The sequence below is a fragment of the Rouxiella chamberiensis genome, assembly GCF_026967475.1.
In the GTDB taxonomy this organism is placed as follows: Bacteria; Pseudomonadota; Gammaproteobacteria; order Enterobacterales; family Enterobacteriaceae; genus Rouxiella; species Rouxiella chamberiensis.
Window position 1 is genome coordinate 895,057 of the sequence record NZ_CP114058.1, and the last position, 21,669, is coordinate 916,725.

Here is a 21,669-nt window from a genome sequence, read left to right on the forward strand (position 1 = left end):
ACACTGTTTTTATATACAGCCTTCGTGAGTTTTTCGAGATGAAAAAGGTTATCTTATTTCTCTGCCAAGGTTTAGAAGAGTATGAAGCTAGTGTGTTTACAGATGCGATAGGTTGGACGACCACTTACGGATTGGAACCTATAGAGTTGGTAACTGTTGGCTTACGTAAAAAAGTAAAATGTGCCTGGAACTTTACTATTGAACCCGAATATCAACTGAATGAAATTGACGAAAATAGTTTTGACGCCGTTGCAATTCCAGGGGGATGAGCAGAGCAGGTTTTTATGAAGATGCATTTGATGAGCGGCTTCTTTGCCTAATTCGAAAATTTAATGCCCAAAACAAGATTATCGCTTCTGTTTGTGTTGGCGCTTTGCCAATAGCAAAGAGCGGAGTTCTTCAAGAACGGACTGGTACGACTTATCATCTAAGCAGTGACCGCCAAAAGCAATTATCAGAGATGGGTGTCAACGTTGTTCAACGCTCTATTGTAGTCGATGGAAATATTATAACTTCTCAAAGCCCTGCAACAGCTATGGATGTTGCCTTTACATTGATAGAAAAATTGACGTCTAAAGCCAATGTTGAAAGAATAAAAGTAGGAATGGGATTTACCCGCCCCAACACTGAATTATAAATAATACTTGCAGATATCATATCTGCTATTCGCCTAGGGCGGACTATTACTGCTCGCAAGTCCGCTTTGTGGTAGAAGCCCACGTCAACTACCCAATATGGGCCATAAGAAATCATGGTTGCTTTCTTGTTATCATGTGCTTTAGTGGGTGTTTATCAAAAGCTTTAGCGAGTATTTCGAGTAGGGGAAACCGGAGGTGGCGTTATGAAAATAGCTAAGATTGATCATATTCATGTCTATGTTGAAGATATTGAGCGGGCTGAAAACTGGTATACAAAGGTTCTTGGTTTCTCACGCGACACGTCACTGTATTTTTGGTTTGAACAGGGTGGACCGCTGGTCATAAGTAATAACGGCGTCTCACTTTCCCTTTTTCTTAGAGAATCCCAGCATCCCGGTCATACCATGGCTTTTGGAGTGGAGTCCGCATCTTTCATCGAGCTAATACCCATCCTCAGGAACAACGAAATTCCTTTTACCGTCAGTGACCATCAAGTATCAATGTCCGTTTACTTTAACGATCTCAGTAATAACAAAATAGAAGTCACGTCTTACGATTATATTAACGCACAGCAGATACTCGAGAAATTGGTGTAGCCATGCTTTGTTTGAAGTGGTTAATTAAAACTGGCCACAGTGAATGGAGTCCTGATGCGTCATCTCATAGGGATGGGTCAGCGCCTCGCTTAACCCTCTGTGTTAATAGAGGCCGCTTCATGCCAGTTGCAGAGGGTAAATGAGAAGCGGGCACTTTCTCTCTTGTGTAATGCCTTTATATCTTAAGTTTTGCGGCTGCTTTTAAAGTAGCTTGCCGTCTCTTTTCAATAAATGGCGCAACTTGTTCCTGTGCTTCTTTTAGTTGTTCCTTGGAGGCTGTGCGGGGAGAACCACAATGAAAGGGTGGGGCGGGGTCATATTCCATATGCAATTGGATATTTTGGGCAATATCACATCCGTACATCTCTGAGACAACGGTGAGAGCAAAATCTATACCGGAAGTGACACCTGCGCCGGTGATACGGTTGCGGTCACGTACTACACGCTCGTTGACGGGCTCTGCACCCAGCAACGCGAGTTGCTCCAGAGAAGCCCAGTGCGTGGTGGCTCTATATCCATTCAGAAGACCCGCTGCACCTAGAACAAGCGATCCGGTGCATACCGAGGTGACCAATTTTGCCTGTTGACTTTGTGTTCTGATAAATGAAAGAACCTCTTCATCTTCCATTAGATTTATCTGACCTGGCCCGCCCGGGACACAAATTATATCCAGCTCGGGACAGGCTTCGAACGTAGTCGTTGGCTGTATGGCCATACCCCTATCAGAAATGACCAGGTCCAGGCTTTTCCAGATGAGATAAACCTTAGTGTTTGGCGCTCGTGCGAAAACTTCATACGGGCCTGTCAGATCAAGCTGGGTAAGGGCAGGGAAAAGAAGCAGTCCGATCGTTGTACATGCAGAATCACTCATAGAAAATCCTGTTAATTGAAAGGAGATAAGACCTCTACCTTTAATCATGGCAGCGTTTGGTTAATGTACAGCCGTACGCTTGATTAACCCCATTGGAATTAAGCGATATTTCACACGTGTCGGGGGAGTGTTTATTCGTCCGTGCCAACTCCATGACTAATAAAAGCGCACTTAGGTTCTTTAGGGTTCATTCCCGCTTGCCCGTTTGCTTCACACCCATAAAAAGATATTGTCAATCTGGGTGATCCACACGTTGGCCTATAGATTACGCTATAGAGGCGAAACGGCTTCGACCACATGATGAAAAACGTAAGGATCGGAGAGTAACTCAAATTCTTCGTCGTCAGGGTACGTCACCGCAACCTGATAGCTTTCTCCGGCAAATGCTTTTATCGACGCCAGATCTTGCCAGTACGTTGCCAGAAAGAAATGTTCCCACTCGCCCTGGGTTTGCCTGCGCACAAATGCACCGTTATTGCCTTGTATGGAGGTAGAATGTTCCACGCCTGTCTTTTCAAGATGCTGCGCAAAACCTTCTGCGTATTTAAGCGGTACACAGCCGTGCCAAGTTCTTACAATCATTCGCTTCACCTCTTTAAGGATTAAAACGATAACATTAACATTGGAAAGCAGGGCAAGGGGAGTTTTCGAAATCGACGTCATGCAAATCTCAATATTTACAGCATGAGACAATCTTTACTCCAATCTTATCTCCGCTTTGCTTTTTGACCGCCAACATGCACTAAAACGGCGTTAACCCCCTACGAATTCCAGACGTTAATCAAAGTAAGGTTTCAACACCTCTTCAGTCCAGCTCATAAATGCTCTCACGCGTTGCGAAAGATTGCGCCGATGCGCGACAACGAAAAATGCCTCGAGCGGCTTGGGCCTTAGATTAGGAAGCACCTCAACCAAGGTTCCTTGATTAATATATGGGACGAGTGCGGAGTAACCTCCCTGAATTAACCCCAAACCTGCCAGTCCCGCTTCATGGTAGGCGGGTACGCTATTGACGCTCATCGTGCCCGGTAGCATCAGAGATTTATAATCTTCACCTGATGGATATTCCCATCCGTCAGGTTTCGCACCAAAATTTCGCATGTAATGAACCATCTTGTGTCCCTGAACAAGAAGGTCATCAATCGTCTGTGGTACCCCAAAGCGCGCGAGATAGAGGGGACTTGCCGCATTGATCATCCGTAATTGCCCAAGCGGTCGGGCAATCAGTGTCTCATCGACAAGCGGACCGAGCCGAACTACGCAATCAAATCCTTCCAGAACCAGGTCAACACGGCGGTCAGTGCTTGAAAGCTCAAGTTCGAATTCCGGGTAAGCATCCAGCAGTTGCGGCAGTGCAGGAATCACGACGCTTTGTGCCAAAATAGCGGGCATGTCGACACGTAAACGCCCTCGAAGTGACCTGTCGCCGGGAGAAAACATTGACTGAAGCTCCTCTGCTTCGGCCAGCAGGTCGCGTGCGCGCGTATAAAAAACACGGCCATCTTCAGTTAGCTGCACGGTCCGCGTCGTTCTGTGCAAGAGCGTCGCGCCTACATCCTTCTCGAGCTCGCGCACGACCATAGAGGCGCGTCCTTTCTGAATACCGAGGCTTTCAGCCGCCAGGGTAAAACTCTTCATTTCAGCCACGCGTGCAAAAATATTTAATGCCTCAAGATTTTTCATTGTTCATCACCTGGATAACAGTGCGTTAATTTTTACCTTATTTATATCTCATTTGATACTCAATAGACTGTCTTCATGCCGCGTCATCACAGTGTCCCGAGGCTCAAGGAATAGGGTCCAGATTCACGCGAGTCATCCGGTGATGGCAGTGGAGCAAACATGTCGAGCTTTTAAAATCAGACGCGACAAAAGGTAGGCCACGATGTTGGCGTGTCGAACGGATAGAACCAAGGCGGTTAAAGCCCCGTCTTTTTTCTCCAGAATGGATGATTGCGCGTAAAATTGGGTTCGCCCCCAAGCATTTTTTGGCCTTTAGAAAACAAACGAGACTGGAACATTTTAACAACCCATTTCCCGCCGCCTGCCTATGTACCAGCTAAAAGGCATCGTGGTGGAATAATCCCCTTTAAATAAAAGAGATAAAGAAATGAAAAAAGGCTATTTAATCGCACACGTTACCGTATCAGATGCTGTCGCCTTCGCCGAATATGCGCAAGAAGCCGGCAAGGCAATGCAGGCGTTCAACCCTAAAATCATTGCCTGGTCAGGAGAGTATGAAAACCTTGAGGGGGAGTCTCATGAACGGCACGTCATTTTCGAATTTGATTCTTATGCCGAAGCCAGGCGTTTTTATGAGAGTCCTCAATATCAGGCAGCCAAAGCAATACGTTCAAATGCTGCGACAGGAACTTTTGTGCTGGTGGAGGGCGCCTGATTTTTCGGCGTAGTGGTTGATATAAAAAACATTCTCCTGGCACCAGGACCTGTCCAAGGCAAGTCCTGGTGCCAAAGATGATTTACTTTCGGGTAGAAACTTATGAGCATGATTTTGAATCACGAATCTTTTATACGTTAAGCCAAAATGCTCGATTTTTGCTCAAATCGCACCTTCTAAAAATTCAATAAATGCTCTGACCTTTGAATTAAGTGCCGAACGTTCAGAGACACAGGCATAAATATTCATCGGCAAAGACTCGATGCTGCTCTCACCACCGTGGCCTGACCCGTATAAAGGCCTTAACAGACCACTATCTATCAATGGCTGGGCGACAAAGCTTGCCAGACGGGCAATTCCGCCCCCGCTTACGGCTATTTTTGCAATAATATCAATATCATCGCTGATGAAGCTAGGGTTGAGTTTCGCATTGACCGCTTGTCCGTCGACCATAAAAGTCCAGGGCAGGAATCGTCGGTCTGTGGGATAGCGGAAAACCAGGCAGGCATGCTGGCTCAGTTCTTCTAGTGTCTGAGGGGTACCAGCGCGGTCCAGGTAAGCGGGAGATGCGCAGAATATGAAGGGTAACGAGATGATTTTTTTGGCGATCAGTTGATAGTTGAGTTGTGCCTCGATACGGATACTGACATCGACGCCTTCCAGACGGTGATCGACGTTGCGATCGGTACTGATCAGTTCAATTTCTATATCGGGGAAAGACGCTTTGAAAGCGGGCATCAGTGGAGCCAGAACGTACCGACCAAATGCGGCTGTCGTAGCGATACAAAGGGGTCCCTGCGGTTTGGTTTCATTCGCTGCAGCCTGCGAGGCAAGATCGATATCATTTGGAATGTGACGGACTTTCTCGAAATACCGTTTTCCATTTTCAGTTAAGGTCATGCTGCGGGTAGTGCGCGATAGCAGTCGCACGCCCAGATGCGCTTCAAGACGGGAAAGGCTTTGGCTGACGGCTGCCGGACTCATACCTTTAGCGCGTGCCGCCGCTGCAATACTGCCGTTCTCCACCACGCGGATAAACGTGCTAATCAGCCCTAAAACGTCCATATTCTCCTTAACCCTTAATTCGTCACTTTTGCTTAATAATGATTAAAGCATAACCGCTCTACAACCCATCTTGTAAGCTTGTTAAGTTAGCCGCAGTTTTTCTATCTTTGATAAAAAGGATATTCCGATGACTGATGCTACTACAAAAAACACCGCACGAACCCGGCTTCCCACGCGCATGGCACCCTATATATTCGCTCTTTATATGGCGACCATCATGGCGTTCCTGATGAGTCTGGTCATCACTTTAGCCGAATTTGGAATGGGACCACATTACATGACAAATGTGATGAATGCTTACCAAATCGCCATGCCAGCGGCTTTCTTTTGTATACTGATTGTCCGTCCTGTTGTTCTCCGACTCGTAGGACTGACCGTTCACGGTCATTAAGCTATTCAGCATGCCACTAAGGGCCACCCATTGAGGGTCGGCCCGCTTCTGGTTTCCTTCGTGACCGGAAGCCAGTACGCAGCAGATGGCGGATTAGTGCATCATTAAGGGCTACCAGAATTCCCAAAGCAGCCCAAATTAAAGATAAAAATCAGGGAATATTCATCATAAAGGACAATGACAAATGCAAATACCCATTCTTTCGACTGAGCGCCTATTACTAAAACCCCTAGTTGCCGAAGATGCTGTGCAAATTCAGCAACTCTACCCACGCTGGGAAATCGTTCGTTATATGGTTGCATCCGTTTCCTGGCCTTATCCGGATAATGGCGCCGAGAATTACGTTAACCAGATTGCACTGCCTGATATGGCAAAAGGCATTGCCTGGTTCTGGACTATCAGAAACCGTGAAACACCTGACTCACTCATGGGCTTAATCTGCCTGTACGACGTTGAAGATAATAATCGCGGCTTCTGGCTGGCACCCGAATATCAGAGACAGGGTTATATGCGTGAAGCCAGTATCGCTGCGACGAATTACTGGTTCAATACATTAAATAAGACGGTTCTGCGTACGCCCAAAGCAGCCCTGAACAGCCGATCACAACGTATTTCTACCCGTAGCGGCATGCGGCTTATTCGAACGGAACCCAAAGAGTATGTCAGTGGTGTTCTGGATGCAGAATTATGGGAAATCACCCGTGACGAGTGGAATGCACGGCATTGCCGTTGAACACTGCCACGTGACGCCCGCGCCTCACTTGAAAACAGGCTAAAGAATAAAACGTCCGCTTCGCGCAACAGCAGAAGTTATTAACCGTGCCCTGCCTGATTTATTGGGAAGGGCAGGTCGCAACGTAGACTTTCACGCCTATCGCCATTCACGCTATTAATGAATACCACTCATAGCGCCTATCCTCCTGCTTGCCATTATCTGAAAAATCAAATCCGCTAGTATGCTCCTACCGCTTAACGTTAAAGCGGTTCAACCTGTTTGTCCGCTCCCCAGATAAGGACGTTATGCATGATTCGACATTTACGTTGTCTCGGGTTGTTACTGCCACTTGTTACGTTAACTTCCTGGGCCGAGGAACACTCATCTGTCGTGAATAACGCCCCCGCAGGAAGTCAGACCGCAATCTTTGCGTCAGAGGCTCACCCGACCAACAAGGCTTTCGTGGCAAAGACGCCGCTGACTTCGAATGGGGATCTTGAGGGAAGTGCGGCAAAATTGACGAAAGGGGCTATCGGAATGAATCAACAACAAGGTGTTTCAGAGTCGTTGTCTGCGGGTCAGCAGGCTATTCCATTGATTGCGGCGTTTATGGCGGGCAGTCAAATGAATAAACTGAATACTGCGCTGAATCAGGGGTTGGACGCCGGACTCACCATCAATGAAGTTAAAGAAATCCTCGTTCAACTCTATGCCTATACGGGTTTTCCTCGCAGCCTAAATGCGCTTAACGAGCTGATGAAGGTGGTCGAAGCACGTAAACAGCGGGGCATAAAAGACGTCGAGGGTAATGAACCCGTATCGCCGGTGCCTATTGGCGACGAACTTCGTCGCGTGGGTATCGAAAATCAGACCAAAATCTCGGGTGTACCGGTTCAGGGGCCTCTCTTTGATTTTGCGCCGGTCATAAATCAATTCCTGCAAACCCATCTTTTCGGGGACATTTTTGCCCGTGATAATCTCGACTGGCAAAGCCGCGAGCTGGCCACGCTCGGCGCATTGGCGGCCACTCCGGGTGTTGAAGCGCAACTGTTATCACATACCCGCGCCAGTATGCGAGTCGGTCTTACGGCAGCGCAGTTGCGCCAGCTGGCGGAGGTTTTGCGTGCACAGGCGGAAATTGAGGCCGCGATGCGAATGGAGCACGCGCTACAACAGGCGTTGGCGGCTCGCTAGAGGACTTTTTATGGAACATTATCCTTCCCGCAGAATGTTGATTACAGCCCTTGCCGGACTCACGTTGGCGACAGTTTCTCTGGGGTCAGCGGCGACCGGTATCGCAAACGCACAGCCTAACAGCCGTATTCTTGTGGCGTACTTTTCCCGCAGCGGAAATACACGAGTGATTGCGGGCGTCATTCATCGCAGCCTGAAAACAGATTTATATGAAATCGAACCGGCCACACCTTATCCCGAAGACTATTTTCAGACGGTTGACTTGGCGAAAAAGCAGCGCGAGCAGGGGACAACGCCGAAACTGAAAAACAGCCTCGCAGATATCGCACGTTATGAGACGGTATATCTAGGGTTTCCGGTCTGGGGAACCAGCGTGCCACCTGTAGTGCAGGCATTTCTGAAAACGCACAACTTTGCAGGGAAGTTGCTCATTCCCTTTATTACCCACGGCGGTTACGGCAAAGGTGACAGCGACGATATCCTTGCCAGGCTTGCCCCAAATGCGCGCCTTGAAAAACCGCTGGTCATTGAATGCGATCAGGAGCGGAGAACCACAGAAACAGTCACCGACTGGTTAGAGACAGTACGCGGGTGAGCCTACTTTTCATGCCTTGCAAAATCGGGCAATCAAGGTCTGCTTGTTAGGTGACAACTCACCGTTGACTGGACTGCAAACACAACAGAGGACGTAAACTTGAAGACAATGCTTAAAAAGCTGGCCGTCATTATGGTCGCAGGCGGCCTGGTCGCTCCTTCCGTTTCTGCCGAGCCCCTGGTCATTCAGGATCAGGGAAGCTTTTCCGCTGGAGGCACTGTCATTACAGCGTCAGGGAAGTTCGACGCGAAAAAGCCGCTGGATTCCGCCGGTCAAACGTACCATGGCGATCATGCGTCAGTGTTTTACCAAATTCCGGAAAACCCCCATAAATACCCCATTATCATGCTGCATGGTGCAGGCCAGTTTTCGCGTACCTGGGAAAGCACACCGGACGGTCGAGAAGGATTCCAGAACCTTTTCCTGCGTCGCGGATTTTCCACTTATCTGGTGGATCAACCTCGTCGAGGCAGTGCAGGGCGCTCGACGGTTGAAGGTACGGTAATGCCGAAACCCGATGAGCAGATGTGGTTTAACCAGTTTCGGATTGGCGTCTGGCCGGACTATTTCAGCGGTGTCCAGTTCTCTCATGATAAAGAAGCATTAAATCAGTATTTCCGTCAGATGACCCCGAACACAGGCCCTTTCGATGTTGAGGTGATTTCGGATGCCATGTCCGCTGTGGTTGATAAATCGGGTCCGGCTATCCTCTTTACCCACTCTCAGGGCGGCGGACCCGGCTGGTACACGGCGATGAAAAACAACAAGGTCAAAGCCATCGTCGCCTTCGAGCCGGGGAGTGGCTTTGTCTTTCCTGACCAGCAATTACCCGCTCCCATGCCGAGCGCGTTCGACACGCTGAAGGGGGAATCTGTGCCGATGAAACAGTTTATGGCGCTCACCAAAATCCCGATTCTGATTCTCTACGGTGACAACATACCGGATAAACCTGTCGCCATGCCCGCACAGGACAGTTGGCGAGTGCGATTGGCCATGGCGCGCGAGTGGGGCAAAGTCGTCAACAAATATGGCGGCAAGGTGACCGTTATACATCTGCCAGAGAGAGGGATCACTGGTAATACACACTTCGCGTTTTCTGATTTGAATAACGTCCAGATTGCGGATTTGGTCAGCCAATTCCTGAAAGAAAATAATTTACAGTAATGCAGTGAGGGTGAGGCGGGATTCGGCAGGCATTAATGAATCCCGCTAATTAACCCTAGCGGATTGTCCCCCCTAATCGTATAAATTACTTTGCGTTATCCTTTTATGACACAACAGATAAAGGATAAGTCATGCAAACTGTAAAGCTTAACAACGGTATTGAAATGCCCCTGCTGGGCTTTGGGGTATTTCAAATGTCCGACGCCGCCGAGTGCGAAAGGGCTGTGATTGATGCCATCGATACGGGGTATCGCCTGATTGATACGGCGGCCTCCTATCAGAACGAAACCCAGGTCGGAAATGCGCTGAAACAGACCGGTATTGCCCGTGATGAACTCTTTGTCACCACCAAACTTTGGTTGCAGGATACCCATTACGAAGGTGCGAAAGCGCAGTTTGAACGTTCGTTGAACCGTTTGCAGCTTGACTATGTTGACCTGTACCTGATTCACCAGCCGTATGGGGATGTTCATGGCGCATGGCGGGCAATGGAAGAACTGCAACAGGCCGGCAAAATTCGCGCCATTGGCGTAAGCAACTTTCATCCTGACAGGCTGGCCGACCTTATGGCCTTCAATAAAATTGCCCCTGCGGTAAACCAGATTGAAGTCAATCCTTTCAATCAGCAACTGCATGCCGTTCCGTGGCTGCAAAGCCGGGGCATTCAGCCTGAAGCCTGGGCGCCTTTTGCAGAAGGTCGCAATGGTCTTTTCCAGCATCCGGTTTTAACGGCTATCGGTCAGAAATACGGTAAAAGTGTTGGGCAGGTTGTTCTGCGGTGGCTATTCCAACGCGGTATCGTATCGCTTGCCAAATCAGTGCGCAAAGAACGTATGGAAGAGAACATCAACGTCCTGGATTTTGAACTCGATTCTAGAGATATTCAGCAGATTGCCGCGCTTGACACCGCGACCAGCGCCTTCTTCTCGCATCGAGATCCCGCCATGGTCGAGTGGCTGACCAGACGAAAACTTGACGTGTAAACCGCGATAAAAAGCCTGATTCGGGCGTTAGGTTTCAGGTCTGGACCCCGAAAAAGAGGCTTGGAAGGTTACCTGTCTTCATAAAAACGTTAAAAGGGAGTTTGCCGTTTCAGGCGGTTCCCTTACACTACACCCACCGGACATCACCGTTGAGCAAGACCCACAAAAGGGGGGAATGCCGGTATTTTATGCCCGTCTATGACAAACATTGCCTGTTTATCAACCCCTCGATGTATGACGCGCCCTGCCGCTTCAATCAGCGAAGAGCGGGTCAGCGGTGAATACCTGAGAAGTGAGATGCTGTTGACAGATTTAAGCTTTATAAAACCCGCATGCCCTATGTCATGTCAACAATGAGTCATCCCCTGTTTGTTACTCTGGATGGGCCAAAGGGGGCCGGTAAAACCACGCTGTTGGAGGCCATGACAAAAGTCCTCAGGGCTGACAACAGGAAGGTTATCCGACTGTGCGAGAAAAAGAGCGATCCCTATCGGGCAGAGACAATGGCTCTGGTCAACAGGCTTGCCAGAAATCCGGCGCGGGATCTGGAGTGGGAGGTTTGCGAGCGCCTCGCAGAGAGCCGTGCCTGGATTTCCCGCCAGGTGCTGACCCAACAGCCGCCGGACAGCATTATCCTGATGGATCGCTGGTACCCGTCCGACGCCGCGTTTCGCCGCAAGGTGCCGTTTGCAGAGATTTTACAGCTGAATATCGAACGAAACGTGCGAATGCCGGACCTGCATGTCGGGGTGGTAACTGCGCCGGAAATTTCATGGGCAAGGGCGGCGGCCCGTGCTGCGGGGGCTTGGCAGTACGGTTATTCACAGGCTGGAAGAGCATGTAGCTTGCACCGAGGCGTTCGAGCGAGAAAGTGCAAACCACGGCTGGGTTTTGTGCCGAAATGAAGGCAGTATCGAAGACGCCACGCGGCAGGTGGTGGCCGAAATCTACAACGTGCTTGGAGAAGGCCCGGCTTTTCGCCGTTAACACTGCGCGAATATATCTCTGAATGATTAAACGGCACGACTTCCGCTCCTCGCCGAAAGCGGCGGGTGATGATTTTACGGGCGCTTTTGTGCCAGGAGCGGTCCCTTTAAACGAAAGGGCATAAAAATCGCAGCAATCTGTTCTCGTTAAACGGCCTACTTACTTACCTGCCTGCATTGATATCTGCTCGGCAGATTTCAGATGCTTCTCGACGACTGGCGTATGCGCGTTGGCCAGAGCCTTCACATCCGGATCCTTAATTTTACTGGTGTCACTCTTCAACGTCGACAGCACCATCTTGTGGTCCTTGGTGCCGGCATTTTCCATATACATCTTGTCAAATGCGCTGCCGCTCTGCTTTTCAAGCATGGCGGCCATGGCCTTGTGCTTGGCATCCGGTTCAGTCGGCAGTGCGACACCTTTTTGCTGAGCAACCGCCTGGACTTTGCTCAAGGCATCGCCATGATCGTCGACCATCTGCTGCGCGAAGGCTTTGACTTCACTGTTTTGGGCCTTGCTCAACGCGAGCTTGCCCGCAGCGATTTCATTGATATTCGCCTGCGCCATATCCTTCAAGGCCTTTTCGTCACCGGCGCTTAGCTTGCTGCTCGAACCGGTCTGGCTGGCGGCGCCATTCGTCGGCATCTGGGCCTGCACATTGACTGTGCCGAACATCGCGGCCACTGCCGATACAACGAGCAGCCCTTTTATTATTTTACTTTTTTGCATGTTGTACTCCTGAGGATCATGGGTAAGGTTGGCGGCGGTTATTAACCGCGTGCAGCCTCGTAGGTAAAAACAACGGCAATAATCAGTATAGTGGACCCACAATGTGAGACGGCAGTTTAAGTTAAGTTCATCAATGAGAGACGGCGGAAAGGAGAGAAACAAAGAAGCAGAAATTGCGCAGTGCGATGTACGCGGTAAAGCGGAAACGGGAGGCATCCAGCGCGCCTCTCTCTATCGGTTAATGCGTGAAACGTTGCCTGTAAAAAGCTCGGTACTCTTTCTTAATCAGACTGGCCCCGTCCGGCCACAGGTTTTACCGGCCACAACATGAAAATGACCCATGTTGTGGCCGGTACGTGCGGCTTCAATCATCACCCCATTGTTTTAAACTTCAACGATTGTTTAGAGTGCGAGACAGCGCCGGAATGTCGCCGAGTCCCGCGCCCTTGATTTTCATGTCCAGCTTGACGTTACGATGCAATACGATGCTAATGGCTGCCAGAAGCGCAGGCAGTGCCAGAATAAAGAAGATAGCCGACTGACTAGGGAAAGCGCCCATCAACAGACCGCCCAGCGATGAACTGAGGATAGCGCCAATTCGGCCGATACCGTGCATCCAGCTGACGCCGGTCGCGCGAATCTCGGTCGGATAATAGGCGGGGGAGTAAACCTGCAAACCGTTTTGCGCGCCATTGATGCACATGCCCGTAATAAAAATGATAATGCCGAGCGCCATACCGTCGAGGCCAAACAGACCTTGCGCAATCAGACAGCCACAACCAATCAAATACACGATGCCGATAACCCATTTGGCGCGAAGTTTATCCATGAGCGCCCCGACGATAATGCCGCCCACCGGACCCCCAAGCTGGAACAAACCCGCAATAATCGCGGCCTGCTCGAGCGAGATACCGCCGGAACGCATAATGGTCGGAAGCCAGCCGTTAAGCAGATAAATCACGAACAGGCCCATGAAGTAGGTCAGCCAGAGGATTATCGTGCCGCGCGCAAACCCGTGGCGAAACAGTTCGGCAATGGTGCTGTTACGTTTAATGCCGGGGGAGTTGAGAATAAAGGCATGTTCGGCGGTGAAATGTCCACCCATGCGGTTGAGCAGCGCGGCGATTTGGGCGCGCGGTGCCTTGCGAACAACCAGATTCAACGCTGATTCGGGCAAAAGCCAGGCGATAAACGGCAGCAGAATCAACGGCAATGCGCCACCGAAAATCAGCGCGGAAGACCAGTTGTAGTGGGCCAGCAATCCGGCGGCGATAAATCCGCCCAGACCCGAGCCGATATTAAAGCCGCTGAACATCAAGGTGATCATGACCCCTTTGCGGCGCTCGGGCATATATTCCGACAACAGGGTTACGCAGTTTGGCATGACCGCGCCCAATCCCAGTCCGGCAATGAAACGCAGCATGGCCATCTGCATCGGCGTGGCGGCAAAGGCACAGGCAAGGCTGAATACGGCGAACATCAGCACTGATAGCAGAATCACCCGCTTGCGGCCATAACGGTCGGACATCGGTCCGGCGATGAGCGCTCCCAGCGCAACACCAAACATGGCGGCACCCAGAATCGGCCCCATCGCCGAGCGGCTGATGCCCCAATGCTCAATCAGGGCCGGGGCAATAAAGCCCATGACGGCGGCGTCGTAGCCATCACACATAATAATAATCAGGCACAGCACCAGAACACGCCACTGAAACGGCGAGACGGGGCGTGCATCAATCCATGCCTTCACATTGACCAGGTTGTTTGCTGTCATCGGGTACGCTCTCTATTATACCGCCGGCGGCGGCTCTCGTTGTGGTGAGAGAAAGTTATCAATTCATCATCACGTTAAGCGGGAGAGAGGACAGTGTCTGTCAAAAAAGGCTTTTAGGGGTATGAGTAGCGTTTATATTGTGATGCATTTAACATTGTCGATGTGGGCAATAAATCCGGCAAAAGTCCATGCGGGCGGCGCTTCAAGGCTCGTCACCTTAAAGCGTCCTATGAATTTTGTTTAGGGTAAAGGTTTGAGTATTTCACTGATACTTTGCAGTAAAGCTTTCGCCGCCGGAGAGTGCAGCGCGCCCTGACGAAACGTCAATCCTATTTCGCGACGAGTATTCGGCAAATTGAGCCTGAGTGGAATCAGAATTCCGGCACGCAGTTCATAATCGAGTTGATGAGACGACACCGCCGCCACCATGTCCGATTGCAGCAAAAGCCCGCGTACTATTGCCAAATCCCCGCTTTCCACCACGGGCTGCGGTTCATTCATCCCCAGCGCCTGAAAGGCACTGCCCAAAAGGTGGCGCGCGGGCGAGTTCTCACGCGGCAGGATCCATTGCGCTAGCGCCAAATCATCGGGTGCGAGCGGGCGTCCGGCTAGCGGATGCTCGGGACGTACCAGCAAGATGAGTTCTTCATCGAACAAGACCTGATTGTGAATATCCAGCACCGCATCGTTCTGACGCAGTGCGCCGAGAATGAAATCGATATCGCCCGCCCGCATTTCCGTCACCAGCGCACTGAAGGCGCTTTCGTTGGTAACCACCTTGATGCCGGGGTAGCGCGAGACCAGATGAGTAATCGCACGCGGCAGCAAACTGCTGCGGCACAGCGGCAATGCGCCCACGTGGACCGTTCCGGTCAGCACGCCTTTTGAGCCGCCAGATCTTCGGGGATATGGCGGATTTCATTCAATGCGCGGCTGATAAACGGCGCAATTTCACGTCCGGCGGGGGTCGGCATCATGCCTTTGGGCGTGCGTTGAAACAGCATCATCCCGGCGCCTCTTTCCAGCACTTTCAGCGCCGCGCTGACGGCGGGTTGGCTAATCCCCAGCAAATTCGCCACGCTTTGCGTGTGATGAAGCCGAAATAGCGCCAGAAAAATCTGCAAGCGTCGGAGGTTGAACAGCCAGATAGGTTCGGCCTCTTCACGGCCCGTGTCGCGCAGCTTGATTTTGTGCAGTAGTGACGGGATCACGTGAAGCTCGTCGATGGCGCGTCTTGCACGCGGTAACACGCCTTTACCCATCTCGGTCAGCATCATGCCGCTGGCATGTCTCTCAAACAGCGGCGTCGCCAAAGTGTGTTCGAGATCACGGATTGATCGCGTTACCGCAGACTGGGTGCGAAATAAATTTTCCGCTGCTTCCGATACCGTTCCGCGCTCGGCAATCATGCAAAATGCTCTTATTTGCATGATTTTCAAGGAGGTATCTTCTTCTGTATTTTTCATGCGGGTATCTCGCGTTATGAGGCAATCATCACAACATAAACAAAAATCATAGCTCAGGCAATGAAAGGCATTATCCGCGTCACCGCGTGCATGGCAGGATGAAAAAACAGCAAATGCAGGTAAATACGATGGAAACGACAGTAAAAAAGAGTGCCCTTGTAGTCAGTGCCCATTCCGCTGATTTTGTCTGGCGTGCGGGTGGTGCCATTGCCCTTCATGCCTCGCGGGGATATGACGTGCACGTAGTGTGCCTCTCCTTTGGCGAGCGTGGCGAATCGGCCAAGCTGTGGCGAAAGGGCAATATGACGGAAGCGCTGGTCAAGCAGCATCGTCAGAAAGAAGCCGAAGCCGCGGCGGAAATTCTGGGTGCCAGTATCGAATTCTTTGATCTGGGGGATTATCCCCTGCGCGCCGACAAAGAGACGCTGTTCCGCCTTGCCGATGTCTTTCGCAAGATTCAGCCGCACTTTGTGCTGACGCATTCAATTCAGGATCCCTACAACTATGACCACCCGCTGGCCGCGAATCTGACTCAGGAAGCGCGCATCATCGCGCAGGCCGAAGGTTATCGTCCGGGTGAACCTATCATTGGCGCGCCGCCGGTTTACTGTTTCGAGCCTCATCAACCGGAGCAGTGCAACTGGAAACCCGACGTCCTGCTGGATATCACCTCCGTATGGGATAAAAAATACGCGGCGATTCAATGCATGGCCGGTCAGGAGCATCTGTGGGAATACTACACCCGCGTGGCGCAACAACGAGGCGTGCAGGCGAAACGCAATGTGGGCATCACGTCACCGAATGTGATTAGCCACGGCGAAGGTTATCAGAGCCTGTTCCCGCGCGTGACGGAGGATTTATCATGAGTCTGGTCAATCGCAAGGGCGTTGTCGTGAGAAATATCGAACGCGCGGATGCCCGTCTGCTCGCACAGTTCGCCCGCTATGGCGTGGCAACGACTCACGAGGCGCAGGGGCGCAGCGGATTGCTGGATGCGCGTATTCGCCCCATTCAGCAGAATCGCGCTGTCGCGGGCAGTGCCGTAACGGTGCTGGTGTCGCCCGGTGATAACTGGATGTTTCATGTTGCAGTCGAGCAGTGCCAGCCGGGAGATGTGTTGCTGGTTGCGCCCACCTCCGACTGCCATGATGGCTTCTTCGGCGATCTTCTCGCGACCTCGTTGCAGGCGCGCGGCGTGGTGGCTCTGGTCGGCGACATCGGGATCCGCGACAGCCAGACGCTGCGCGAAATGAACTTCCCGGTCTGGTCCCGCGCCGTTTATGCGCAGGGAACGGTAAAGGAAACGCTGGGTTCGGTCAATGTGCCGGTCACCTGTGCCGGGCAACTGGTCAATCCCGGCGATATCGTGATTGCCGACGATGATGGCGTGGTTATCGTGCCGCGTGAACGCGCAGCAGACGTGGCGGCGGCCGCGCAGAAGCGCGAGGAGGCCGAAGAGGGCAAGCGACGCCGTCTGGCCTCCGGTGAACTCGGACTGGATATTTACCAGATGCGCGGCCAGCTTGCCGAAAAGGGGCTGCGCTATGTGGATTCTCTTGAAGAGCTGAAAACGCAATGAAACAGACACTTCTGCCGTGTGTGCTGATGCGCGGCGGCACCTCGAAAGCGGCCTGCTTTCTGGCCGCGGATTTGCCCGCCGATACCGCCACGCGCGACCGTGTTCTGCTGGCGGTTATGGGGTCGCCCGATGCGCGGCAGATTGACGGGGTCGGCGGTGCCGATCCCCTGACCAGTAAAGTCGCGATTATCTCACCCTCGACGCGTGACGATGCCGATGTGGACTATCTGTTTGCACAGGTGAATGTCGACAGGCCAAGCGTCGACTATGGGCAGAACTGCGGCAATATTCTGGCCGCGGTCGGGCCGTTCGCGATAGAAAAAGGGCTGGTGGCGGTACAGGGCCCGGTGACTCGGGTGCGCATCTTTATGGTGAACACCGGACAAATCGCCGAAGCGCAGATTGCCACCCCCGACGGGGCGGTGGAATATGAAGGCGACACGCAGATTGATGGCGTGCCAGGCTGCGCCGCCGAGCAGATCCTCAACTTTGAGGACATCGCCGGGTCCAGCTGCGGTGCTCTCTTGCCGACAGGCCGCGCCCTTGATTCTTTCGACGGCATTGACGTGACCTGCATCGATAACGGCATGCCCGTGGTGCTTGTACGCGCTGCCGATTTGCAACGTACCGGTCTGGAAACGCGAGAGCAGCTTGATAACGACACTGAGTTGAAAGCGCGGCTGGAGTCTATTCGCCTGCAGGCCGGGCCCTTGATGAATCTCGGCGATGTGGCGCAGCGCACCGTACCGAAAATGACGCTGGTTGCCGCGCCGACTCAGGGCGGAACCCTCACGACGCGCACCTTCATTCCGCATCGCTGTCACGCGTCGATAGGCGTGCTGGGGGCCGTTAGCGTTGCCACGGCCTGTCTGGTACCGGGGTCTGTCACCGAAGGGCTTGCCGAGGTAGGCGAAAACCGCGAGCAGCGGTTGGCGGTTGAGCATCCGACCGGTGAGTTTGGCGTCATGCTGACCCGTGACGAGCAGGGCAACGTGAGCAAAAGTGGTTTGATCCGCACGGCACGGCTGCTGTTTGACGGGCGTGTCGCCATTCCGGGTTCGGTGTGGTCGGGTCATTTTTGAAAAAGCATAATCAGCCCGGAAATGGATAGGCGTGGAACGGGCTGATTTCAATAAGTTTGAGAGTCATCATGAATTTGCTACTTCAATCACAATATAAATGAAACTCATGCCCTTATAAGTTTAAACCAGCTGACCTGCATAGCCTGGGCGGTTAACCTGCTTTCAGAACACTCGACATTTTTGTATGGCTACACGAATAGGAAGACCCTCATGACCCATCAACGTCCAGAACCTTGTTTTGATATTGCCCATCTGGCCCATGTAGAGATTTACACTGACAAATTCGATGAGAGTCTCGATTTCTTCGTGAACGTGTATGGCCTTACTGTCTCCGCTCAGGATGAGAACCACGCGTGGTTACGCGCCTGGGACGATTATGAATTTCATACCCTGAAACTGACCCGTCATCACACCACCGGCGTAGGACATATTGCCTATCGCGCGTCGTCCGAGGCTGCACTCATGCGCCGTGTCGCGGTAATTGAAGCCAGCGACTACGAGGTTATCGGGTGGGTCGATGACGAAAAGGGACACGGTCGAGCCTTCCGCTTTGCCGATCCGTTTGGTCATATCTTCGAGATTTATTACGACACGGTGCGTTATCAGGCCGCAGACGGTGAACGTCCTTCGCTCAAGAATCTTGCCCAGCGGTATCATGGCCGTGGGGCGTCGCCTCGCCGTCTGGATCATCTTAACCTGCTGGCCTCTGACGTCAGTGAATTCAAAAAGTTTATGGAAACCTGTCTAGGCTCGCGCGTAACGGAGATGATTCAGCTCGATAACGGCCGTATCGGGGGCTGCTGGTTTACCATTAACAATAAAACCTATGATTTGGCCTGCACCGAAGAACACGGTGGCGGCATGGGGCGGTTGCATCACGTGACCTATGCGACAGACTCCCGTGAAGACATTCTTCGCGCCGCCGACATTTTTCTGGAAAACGGCGTGCATATTGAAACCGGCCCGCATAAACATGCGATTCAGGGAACCTTCTTCCTCTATGTCTGGGAACCCGCGGGCAACCGTGTCGAGTTGGCAAACTCCGGTGCGCGGCTGATTCTGGCACCCGACTGGGAAACGGTGGTCTGGACAGAAACGGAGCGCAAGAAGGGGCAGGCATGGGGATTGAAAACCATTGAGACTTTCCACACGCACGGTACGCCGCCCGTGCCGAAGCACCTGAAAGAGTAACTCGGCAGGAGAGTGCATCCCGCACTCTCCTTTTTTCTGTGGGATGAGAAGCAGAAAAAAACAGGCGAGGCGGGATCAGGGTAATAACAATCCTACGAGATCGAATTTTAACTTTCGATGCTCGGCAAGGGTGTACGTCTGGTATGAGTGTGAGGGGTTTCCCTTGATGTTTTTTCCCCAGACGAGATGGAAATGTACAGGAATGGCCGGCGCATACACGGTTCCCTGGGGTTCAACCAGAATGGTACTTTTATAGATAATATCTGCAATGAGCATCGCCTCGGCAATCAACGGCCGTCCCCCGCTGATGATCATTTCCTTATAACCTCCCGCTCTGCCAATTTCGATGGCCTGCGCCAGCGTCGCCACATAGCGCACGCCCCCCACACCGATTCCGGTTTGGGTGGTACTCAGCACGAGAAAGTCACAATCCAGATTGATTTTCAATGCTTCAAAGCTAAAACGTCCCAGCACCAAAAGCCGCGTGCGGGAAGCTTTTATAAAATCGTCACAGCGCAACTCCTCGGTATTTTCCCAGGGAACCGTATTCTTGTGCCTGAGCACGCCATTCTGCGAAGCCGTATAAGTTATAGATATCAACATTTTATTTATTTCCAACTTTAGCTGTGCGAATCTAAAAAACATCATAAATATTAATGATTGTAAGTGATAACCTAGCTAACGATCAGGGCTTTACCAAAAGCTTACACGTTAAGAGGGAAATATAATTTATAAAAAATGCGAATTTGTGGAGTGAGGCACTAAATAAACTCGCCAATTCAACCGCAATAAGGAATTTAAAAATTTAATTGCGATAAAAAAACATCCGCGCCGCGTTATCGGGCATCATTCAATGAAATCGCCTCAAGCCGATAAAAATTTTCTTCATCAAAAAGAGTGTCGGCGCTTAATTTCTGGTTTTACTCGTCTCGAAGAATAATAAAAAATAGGAATGAAAAGCTTTATCTTTATTTTACGGAGTTTTCCTATTAATCGCGCCTGTTGAAATTAGCCTTTACCTTCCCCGAGTTTGATAAACCCGCTTTCCTATGCCATGGTTAATGTTGATGTTTTTTATAAATTGACTTTCGTCATGGATTTTAGGATGGGTTACGTGGATATTATTAAAAATCTGGATGTATTTCGTGTCGTCACCTCCACGACCTTCTGGTTAAACATAACCGTAGTGTTTGTGGCTACGGCATTATTATACTGGTTGATTTCGCAATGCATCGCGTTTTTGGGACGACGCGTCAAGAGCTTGAGCACCACTCAACACAGCGCATTTTACCTTATCGGGGTAAATATGCTCAAGAACACCAAAAGGTTGCTGATCTTTTTTATATCTCTGCTGATTAGTCTCCGGTTTATCGATTTACCCGACAAATGGCAAAATACGTTGTCGCACGCGTGGTTTTTAGTGTTGACCATCCAGATAGCGCTGTGGATTGACAGTGCCATTCATACCTGGTCGCAGAAAATGTCCGGTAATCCGGGCGCGATGCGAAATACAGTTACGTTGGTGATACTCGGCGTCATGGCCAGAATTCTGGTCTGGACCCTGATGCTGCTGTCGATTCTGGGCAATATGGGCGTCAATATCACGGCACTGGTTGCCAGTCTAGGTGTCGGCGGTATTGCTATCGCTCTGGCCGTGCAAGCGGTTCTCAGCGATGTTTTGGCCTCGCTTGCCATCGGCTTCGACAAACCCTTTGTGATTGGTGATTTTGTCGTATTCAAAGACATTTCCGGTACTATCGAACATATTGGTTTAAAAACCACGCGTATTCGCAGCCTCAGCGGTGAGCAAATCGTCTGTGCGAATGCCATATTGCTCCAGCAGACCATTCATAACTATAAACGTATGCAAACACGCAGAATCGTATTTCAGTTTGGTCTGGCTTATTCCACGCCACCTGAAAAATTGCGGCTGGTCGGCGGTATTCTTAAAGATATCGTTGAAGATATCGAAGATGCCAATTTCGACCGCGGTCATTTTCTGTCATTTGACGACTTCAGATTAACCTTTGAAGTGGTCTATATTGTTGCCAGCGCCGATTACAATAAATATATGGATATGCAGCAGGAGATTAATATCCGCCTGATGGAAGAACTGGAAGAAAACGACATCTATCTCGCGATACCGACCCAAAGTGTCTATGTCAGAAGGAACCATGATTCCGTTACGGAGTTTCCACGTAAATCACAGGAAAATACGGCAAAATCCTATGGGCGCTAATATTGCCGCCGTTAT

At 51.1% G+C, this 21,669-nt stretch carries 22 protein-coding genes and 2 pseudogenes; 16 read left to right on the forward strand and 8 right to left on the reverse strand.

All coding sequences use genetic code 11. The annotated features are described in order from the left end of the window. Positions 1-38: 38 nt before the first annotated feature. The 3 genes from O1V66_RS04265 (at position 39) to O1V66_RS04275 (ending at position 1,234) form a co-directional block, all read left to right on the forward strand. A complete protein-coding gene (locus tag O1V66_RS04265; protein WP_269128132.1) occupies positions 39-269 on the forward strand; it encodes a DJ-1/PfpI family protein in 231 nt (76 codons plus the stop codon). After that, positions 266-637 carry a DJ-1/PfpI family protein gene (locus tag O1V66_RS04270; RefSeq protein WP_269128134.1) on the forward strand — a complete coding sequence of 124 codons (372 nt, stop codon included), beginning with the start codon at positions 266-268 and terminating at the stop codon, positions 635-637. Before O1V66_RS04265 ends, O1V66_RS04270 begins: the two co-directional genes overlap by 4 nt. Positions 638-841: 204 nt before the next feature. Beyond that, positions 842-1,234, forward strand: coding sequence for a VOC family protein (locus O1V66_RS04275; protein WP_045047025.1), 393 nt, complete (start codon positions 842-844; stop codon positions 1,232-1,234). A gap of 175 nt (positions 1,235-1,409) precedes the next feature. Here the strand turns inward: O1V66_RS04275 and O1V66_RS04280 are convergent, their stop codons facing one another. From O1V66_RS04280 to O1V66_RS04290, 3 genes are all read right to left on the reverse strand, one after another. Next, the gene (locus tag O1V66_RS04280) at positions 1,410-2,105 is read right to left on the reverse strand and encodes a DJ-1/PfpI family protein (RefSeq protein ID WP_045047024.1); all 696 of its coding nucleotides are present in this window, start codon (positions 2,103-2,105) and stop codon (positions 1,410-1,412) included. A 270-nt stretch (positions 2,106-2,375) separates the two neighbouring features. Continuing rightward, on the reverse strand, positions 2,376-2,687 hold the full coding sequence (locus O1V66_RS04285; RefSeq protein ID WP_045047023.1) for a hypothetical protein: 312 nt from the start codon (positions 2,685-2,687) through the stop codon (positions 2,376-2,378). A 195-nt stretch (positions 2,688-2,882) separates the two neighbouring features. Continuing rightward, complete coding sequence (locus tag O1V66_RS04290; RefSeq protein WP_045047022.1) at positions 2,883-3,788, reverse strand: LysR family transcriptional regulator; 906 nt, start codon at positions 3,786-3,788, stop codon at positions 2,883-2,885. Positions 3,789-4,215: 427 nt separating this feature from the next. Between O1V66_RS04290 and O1V66_RS04295 the strand changes: the two genes are divergently transcribed. Continuing rightward, on the forward strand, positions 4,216-4,503 hold the full coding sequence (locus O1V66_RS04295) for a DUF1330 domain-containing protein (protein WP_045047021.1): 288 nt from the start codon (positions 4,216-4,218) through the stop codon (positions 4,501-4,503). A gap of 162 nt (positions 4,504-4,665) precedes the next feature. Here the strand turns inward: O1V66_RS04295 and O1V66_RS04300 are convergent, their stop codons facing one another. After that, complete coding sequence (locus O1V66_RS04300) at positions 4,666-5,568, reverse strand: LysR family transcriptional regulator (RefSeq protein WP_045047020.1); 903 nt, start codon at positions 5,566-5,568, stop codon at positions 4,666-4,668. A gap of 127 nt (positions 5,569-5,695) precedes the next feature. Between O1V66_RS04300 and O1V66_RS04305 the strand changes: the two genes are divergently transcribed. From O1V66_RS04305 to O1V66_RS04335, 7 genes and pseudogenes are all read left to right on the forward strand, one after another. Continuing rightward, positions 5,696-5,959, forward strand: a complete 264-nt coding sequence (locus O1V66_RS04305; protein WP_045047019.1) for a DUF2798 domain-containing protein — start codon at positions 5,696-5,698, stop codon at positions 5,957-5,959. Between the two features lie 184 nt (positions 5,960-6,143). After that, positions 6,144-6,692: a GNAT family N-acetyltransferase gene (locus tag O1V66_RS04310; RefSeq protein ID WP_269128137.1), complete on the forward strand. Its 549-nt coding sequence runs from the start codon at positions 6,144-6,146 to the stop codon at positions 6,690-6,692. A 519-nt stretch (positions 6,693-7,211) separates the two neighbouring features. Further along, a complete protein-coding gene (locus O1V66_RS04315; RefSeq protein ID WP_082050966.1) occupies positions 7,212-7,868 on the forward strand; it encodes a carboxymuconolactone decarboxylase family protein in 657 nt (218 codons plus the stop codon). Positions 7,869-7,878: 10 nt separating this feature from the next. Further along, positions 7,879-8,463 carry a flavodoxin gene (locus tag O1V66_RS04320; RefSeq protein ID WP_045047017.1) on the forward strand — a complete coding sequence of 195 codons (585 nt, stop codon included), beginning with the start codon at positions 7,879-7,881 and terminating at the stop codon, positions 8,461-8,463. Between the two features lie 99 nt (positions 8,464-8,562). Next, a complete protein-coding gene (locus O1V66_RS04325) occupies positions 8,563-9,627 on the forward strand; it encodes an alpha/beta hydrolase (RefSeq protein WP_045047016.1) in 1,065 nt (354 codons plus the stop codon). A gap of 131 nt (positions 9,628-9,758) precedes the next feature. Continuing rightward, on the forward strand, positions 9,759-10,610 hold the full coding sequence (locus O1V66_RS04330; RefSeq protein WP_045047015.1) for an aldo/keto reductase: 852 nt from the start codon (positions 9,759-9,761) through the stop codon (positions 10,608-10,610). Between the two features lie 353 nt (positions 10,611-10,963). Continuing rightward, positions 10,964-11,597, forward strand: a pseudogene (locus tag O1V66_RS04335) (dTMP kinase). 159 nt (positions 11,598-11,756) lie between these two features. Here O1V66_RS04335 and O1V66_RS04340 read toward each other — a convergent pair. The 3 genes and pseudogenes from O1V66_RS04340 to O1V66_RS04350 all read right to left on the reverse strand — a co-directional run bounded on the left by O1V66_RS04340 (position 11,757) and on the right by O1V66_RS04350 (position 15,563). Continuing rightward, complete coding sequence (locus tag O1V66_RS04340; RefSeq protein ID WP_045047014.1) at positions 11,757-12,326, reverse strand: DUF4142 domain-containing protein; 570 nt, start codon at positions 12,324-12,326, stop codon at positions 11,757-11,759. A gap of 391 nt (positions 12,327-12,717) precedes the next feature. After that, positions 12,718-14,097 (reverse strand): MFS transporter, encoded by a 1,380-nt coding sequence (locus O1V66_RS04345; protein ID WP_045047013.1) that lies wholly within the window; start codon positions 14,095-14,097, stop codon positions 12,718-12,720. A gap of 240 nt (positions 14,098-14,337) precedes the next feature. Next, positions 14,338-15,563 (reverse strand): annotated as a pseudogene (locus tag O1V66_RS04350) (LysR family transcriptional regulator). 128 nt (positions 15,564-15,691) lie between these two features. Here O1V66_RS04350 and galB point away from each other — a divergent pair. The 4 genes from galB (at position 15,692) to O1V66_RS04370 (ending at position 19,415) form a co-directional block, all read left to right on the forward strand. Continuing rightward, entirely contained in the window at positions 15,692-16,429 is a 738-nt protein-coding gene (gene galB, locus O1V66_RS04355; RefSeq protein WP_045047561.1) for a 4-oxalmesaconate hydratase, read from the forward strand. After that, positions 16,426-17,142, forward strand: coding sequence for a 4-carboxy-4-hydroxy-2-oxoadipate aldolase/oxaloacetate decarboxylase (locus tag O1V66_RS04360; protein WP_045047011.1), 717 nt, complete (start codon positions 16,426-16,428; stop codon positions 17,140-17,142). Before galB ends, O1V66_RS04360 begins: the two co-directional genes overlap by 4 nt. Next, the gene (locus tag O1V66_RS04365; RefSeq protein WP_045047010.1) at positions 17,139-18,224 is read left to right on the forward strand and encodes a 4-oxalomesaconate tautomerase; all 1,086 of its coding nucleotides are present in this window, start codon (positions 17,139-17,141) and stop codon (positions 18,222-18,224) included. The genes O1V66_RS04360 and O1V66_RS04365 overlap by 4 nt, the downstream gene beginning before the upstream one ends. Before the next feature lie 210 nt (positions 18,225-18,434). After that, positions 18,435-19,415: a VOC family protein gene (locus tag O1V66_RS04370; RefSeq protein ID WP_045047009.1), complete on the forward strand. Its 981-nt coding sequence runs from the start codon at positions 18,435-18,437 to the stop codon at positions 19,413-19,415. Between the two features lie 75 nt (positions 19,416-19,490). Here O1V66_RS04370 and O1V66_RS04375 read toward each other — a convergent pair whose 3' ends face one another. Beyond that, positions 19,491-20,018, reverse strand: coding sequence for a dihydrofolate reductase (locus O1V66_RS04375; protein ID WP_045047008.1), 528 nt, complete (start codon positions 20,016-20,018; stop codon positions 19,491-19,493). Between the two features lie 511 nt (positions 20,019-20,529). Between O1V66_RS04375 and O1V66_RS04380 the strand changes: the two genes are divergently transcribed. After that, on the forward strand, positions 20,530-21,654 hold the full coding sequence (locus tag O1V66_RS04380) for a mechanosensitive ion channel family protein (RefSeq protein ID WP_082050993.1): 1,125 nt from the start codon (positions 20,530-20,532) through the stop codon (positions 21,652-21,654). The last annotated feature ends 15 nt before the right edge of the window (positions 21,655-21,669 follow it).